Origin of the sequence: Mycobacterium sp. 1423905.2 (assembly GCF_001673155.1) — a bacterium.
GTDB lineage: Bacteria > Actinomycetota > Actinomycetes > Mycobacteriales > Mycobacteriaceae > Mycobacterium.
This window is the reverse complement of sequence record NZ_LZLE01000196.1, coordinates 1-4,586: the sequence shown is the minus strand read 5'-3', so window position 1 is coordinate 4,586 and position 4,586 is coordinate 1. Positions and strand designations below refer to the sequence as shown.

The 4,586-nt window shown below is 62.3% G+C and carries 4 protein-coding genes; 2 read left to right on the top strand and 2 right to left on the bottom strand.

Going from position 1 to position 4,586, the window contains the following annotated elements; all coding sequences use genetic code 11:
- On the top strand, positions 1-805 hold an 805-nt coding region (locus A9W95_RS11570; RefSeq protein WP_156746149.1), incomplete at its 5' end, for an SAM-dependent methyltransferase.
- A gap of 81 nt (positions 806-886) precedes the next feature.
- Here A9W95_RS11570 and A9W95_RS11565 read toward each other — a convergent pair.
- A complete protein-coding gene (locus tag A9W95_RS11565; protein ID WP_067412341.1) occupies positions 887-1,537 on the bottom strand; it encodes a nitroreductase family protein in 651 nt (216 codons plus the stop codon).
- A 256-nt stretch (positions 1,538-1,793) separates the two neighbouring features.
- Positions 1,794-3,314 carry a GMC family oxidoreductase gene (locus tag A9W95_RS11560; protein WP_067412338.1) on the bottom strand — a complete coding sequence of 507 codons (1,521 nt, stop codon included), beginning with the start codon at positions 3,312-3,314 and terminating at the stop codon, positions 1,794-1,796.
- A gap of 149 nt (positions 3,315-3,463) precedes the next feature.
- Here A9W95_RS11560 and A9W95_RS11555 point away from each other — a divergent pair.
- Positions 3,464-4,586 (top strand): NAD(P)/FAD-dependent oxidoreductase (locus A9W95_RS11555; protein ID WP_156746148.1); only part of this gene is annotated, 1,123 nt, incomplete at its 3' end.

The following is a 4,586-nucleotide window of genomic DNA, read 5'->3' as shown; positions in this document are numbered from 1 at the left end:
ACCCGACCCGGTGATCGACGACCCGTTTGCAGAGGTGCTGGTACGCGCAGTGCATTTCGACCTGTTCACGCAGATCCTCGAGGGAGCGGTCACTTTCGAAGAGATCGGTGCCGGTTGGTTTCCATTGTTCTTCGGTCTTCGCGGCCGCGCCTTCGACGAATTCCTCACCATGGCCTGTCAAGCGGGAATTCGTCAGGTGGTGATATTGGCGTCGGGTCTGGACTGCCGCGCCTACCGGATGCGGTGGCCCCAGGGCACGTCGATCTATGAGATCGATCAGCCGGAAGTGATCGGCTGGAAGCAGGGCGTGCTGGCGGATCTCGGGTACACGCCGGCCGCACGGCACCGCTCGGTGGGGATCGATCTGCGGCAAGACTGGCCGAACGCGTTGCGCGAGGCGGGGTTCGACACCGCCCAGCCAACCGCGTGGATCGTCGAAGGACTCCTGGTCGGTTATCTGACTCCGGCTGCTCAGAACCAGATTCTCGATACGATCAGCTCCTTGAGCGCACCCGGCAGCCGCATCGCCGCCGACCATTTCGGCGGCCGGCACGACGTCTTGGCTGAAACGCTTATCGACCTGCACGAGAAATGGCATCTGCGGGACCCTAACGTCAACTTGCGCAGCTTGACGTTCCCGGGTGTAAGCAAAGATCCGGCTGTACACCTCGCCAAGCGTGGCTGGCTTGCCCACAATGCCCAAATTCCGGACCTGTTCCGGGTCGCCGGGTGCACGGTTCCGGCCACGACGGGATTTCCGGCGACCGCCGAGCAGATGCGCTTCCTTACCGCGACGCGCGGTTAGCGCCGAGGGAAAGATTCGCCGGCGCGTGCATTGGAGCTGCGCGGAAGGCGTGGACGCTTAGATGAATTCGCCATGCCACCGCTACCACGTGTTCCAACGAGTGGTCTCGGCGGCGGGTATGCGCCCGGCGGGTCGAAATTCGGTCCCTTTGGTATAGGCGATCGGGAAAAGCCCGGCTTGGCTGTATTCCTCGTAGGGTATACCGAGGATTTCCGCGGCCCGCCTCTCGCCATCACCGCCGAGGTGAAACGTCGTCCACGTCGACCCCAGGCCACGTGACCGCAGCGCCAGCAGGAAGCTCCAGACAGCGGGCAGCAATGATCCCCAGAACGCAGCGGTACCACCGGGGAGGTGGTCGACATCGTCGGGGCGGCCCGCCAAGCATGGGATGAGCAATACCGGGACTTCGTGCAAGTGGTCACTGAGATACCGGCCTGAACTGAGATTGGATCGCATGCGCTCATCACGCGCGTCGCCATGTGGTCGTCGCGAGATGGCATCGATGTACGGCGTCGCCACCGCTCGATAGATCTCGGCAAGTGCCAATTTCTTGACCGCGTCGTCCACGAAAAGCCATTGCCAACCTTGCTCGTTGCCGCCGGTGGGTGCCTGTATTGCCAATTCCAGACATTCGTAGAGCACCGCACGCGGAACCGGCCTACGAAGGTCCAGTCGCTTACGTACCGCGCGGGTGGTGGTCAGTACTTCGTCGACGGATAGGTGCAGCGCCATAGCAATAGAGTAATTGTCTTCGTTTCCAGTGTAAATAATAAATTGATATCGATGGAAACAAACACGCCTGACGCCGATGACGGTCAAGTGAGGAGAGCATCGACGGTAATCCGTGGGGGTGCTCCGAAGTGGTTCGCCGAGTTGAGGATTGCGCAATGGACAATAAGCATCACCGTCTACCGCCACCGTTCTTGCCAGACGACGTCCTAGCAGACTATGTGGTCAGCGCGGACTGTTCGCGCATCACCGGGCGGTGCTACGCGGTGGTGATCAAGTCGGCCGCTCGTTCACCGATCGCATACACCGTCGCGGCGGTGTTCGCGGAGGGAATCGACGGCATGATCGACGCGTCGGCGATTCTTAGCCCGCTGATCCCATGCACACGCAACTGGGCGTCGACGACAGACATGTCCGTATCACCCATTGCGCACGTGCCCACCGGGTGAAAGTAGGACTGGAACGCGCTTTTCGCGAAATTGCGCAGGCCCCGGTCATCGTCGGTATCCGGGCCGGGTGCGGCCTGAGCGCCGCGCAAGTGGTCGAATGCGGTCGCGTCACCGAGCTGACGGGCCAACCGAAGCGCAGCGACCATGGTGCGCAGATCCCGGTCGTCACCGAAGTAATTGGGATCGATGATCGGCGCGGCGTTGGGGGCGGGCGATGAAAGTCTGACGCTACCGCGGCTGAATGGTTGCATCACTGCACCTGCGATTGCGTAGCCGGCTATCGTTCCGTCGTCGCCCGGCAGACCGATGCCGGTGGAATTGATCACGATAATCTGAATGTCTGGTCCTGCGGCGGCGCGTTGGGTCTCGATCAAGCCGATGACTTCGCAATGTCCACTGCAACTAGTGGGAATCGGCTGCGCACTGCGGTACACCACAGGCGCTAGAACATGATCGTGCAAGTTTGCGCCAACCCCGGGTAGGTCGAGGTGGACACCGACCCCGATTCGGCGAAGATGCACATGTGGACCCACTCCCGACAACATCAGCAACTGTGGAGAGCCGATCGCTCCGGCAGTGAGCACCACCTCACCGCAGCGGGTCAGGGTCATCAATTTGTTGTGTGCGACAGTGAATTCCACCCCGGTGCAGCGGCCGTTTTCGATTCGGATCCGGTGCACCATGGCGTCGGGGACGACCGTCAGATTCGGTCTGCACATCGCGGGCAACAGATATGCGTCGGCAGCGCTCAACCGCTTGCCGTCGGCGATGCTGTTCAGCGTGGGGCCGAATCCGATTTCGAGTCCGGCGCCGACGTCAACGGCTCGCCGATATCCGCACTCTTGTGCGGCATCGAGACTTGCGGCCGCCACCGGGTGCAGCGGATCGATCGGTGCGACGCGCATCGGGCCGTTATGGCCGCGCAGCGCGGGGTCGCCTCCAACGGCGGCCTCGCTGCGCTTGAAGTAGGGCAGCAGGTCGTCAAAACCCCAGCTCTTGGCGCCGACGCGCTCCCAGGCCGCGTAGCTGGCGCGGTGGCCTCGCACGAACATCATGCCGTTGATGGCAGAGGACCCGCCCACGCCGCGACCTCGGACGAGCCGCTCAGCCAGCCCGGTGGCTGACTGCACGGTCGTCCAATCACCCCAGTCTTGGGAACTGCCAATCATGGTGGGCCACAACCGTGGTACGGCGCTGGCAGGTAGCGGTGTTGCGCCACCCGCCTCGAGAAGTAAGACGCTGATCGAGGCGTCTTCCGAGAGGCGGCTGGCGAGTACGCAACCTGCGGTACCGGCGCCGACCACGATGAAGTCGTAAGTGAGCGTCGTCATAGCAGCATCCTTGCCTAGCGTTACCGGTGATACCAAATTAGTGGTATCAACGATACACTGACCTATCGATACGGGCCAAGCTCGGCGCAACACCTCAAAGCCACTCGACAGTAGGGAAGTTTGGTATGGAGACGCGCAAATCACGCGATGTGGCCGTCGTGCTCGGTGCGGGCATGGGTGGCTTGCTAGCCGCACGCGTACTTGCAGACTTCTACGACCTAGTTGTCATCATCGAACGCGATTCGTTGCCCGCCGAGCCCCTGCCGCGGCGGGGAGTTCCGCAAGGTAGGCAACCGCATGCCTTGACGATGCGCGCGACGCAGATTCTCGGTGAGTTGTTTCCTGGGTTCCTTGATGAGCTGGTGGCCGCCGGCGCGACGGTGTGGAATGACGGAGATCTCTCCCGGCTGTGCATGGTGATCGGTGGCCATCGATTCGTCGACTCAGGCACCCTTCCGGATCCTGCTTCGGTGGCCCTCTATTGTGCCACTCGACCGCTCTTGGAATTCAAAGTACGCCAACGGGTTCAGGTACTGGCAAATGTCGAGATCATCGACGGACATGATGTGGTTGGCTTGACGGCCACGGCGCGTCGGGATCGGGTGACCGGTGTGCGCATTGCCCGCACTCGGGCTAGCGGTCACCACCGTACGCTGTGGGCTAGCACTGTCGTCGATGCGACAGGTCGCGGTTCACGCGCGCCGGCCTTCCTCGAGGATCTCGGTTACGGTCGGCCCGCTGAAGACGAATTGGTGGTGCGCACTGCCTACGCCTCCATGCCGGTTCGGATACCGCCCGAAACAATGCGCGAGGTGATCATCAACATTGCTCCGCATGCGGGCTGCGACAGCTCGTTCCTCATGTTTTCCTGCGAAAACGGCGTCTCCCTGGTCGGCGTGGCATCGGTTTCCGGCGAGCAACTGCCGTCCGAGGGCACGGCCTTGCTGGACTTCGCAGCCGAGTTGGCTCCGCCCCATGCACTCATCGCAGCGCGTGCTGGCGATCCCCTCGCGGAGGTCTCCACTCACCGGTTTGCCTCCAGTCGGTGGCGACGCTACGACAAGATGTCGCGCATGCCGGCTGGCTTCCTTGTCTTCGGTGACGCCATTTGCAGTGTGAATCCCGTTTACGGTCAGGGCATTACGCTCGCCGCTATCCAGTCCATGGTCCTGCGGCAATGCCTGCAGCGAGGATGCAGTGACCTGCAGCGCAAATTCTTCCGTACCAGCGCCAAGGAGATTCGCAAAGCGTGGCAGACCGCGACGGTGTCGG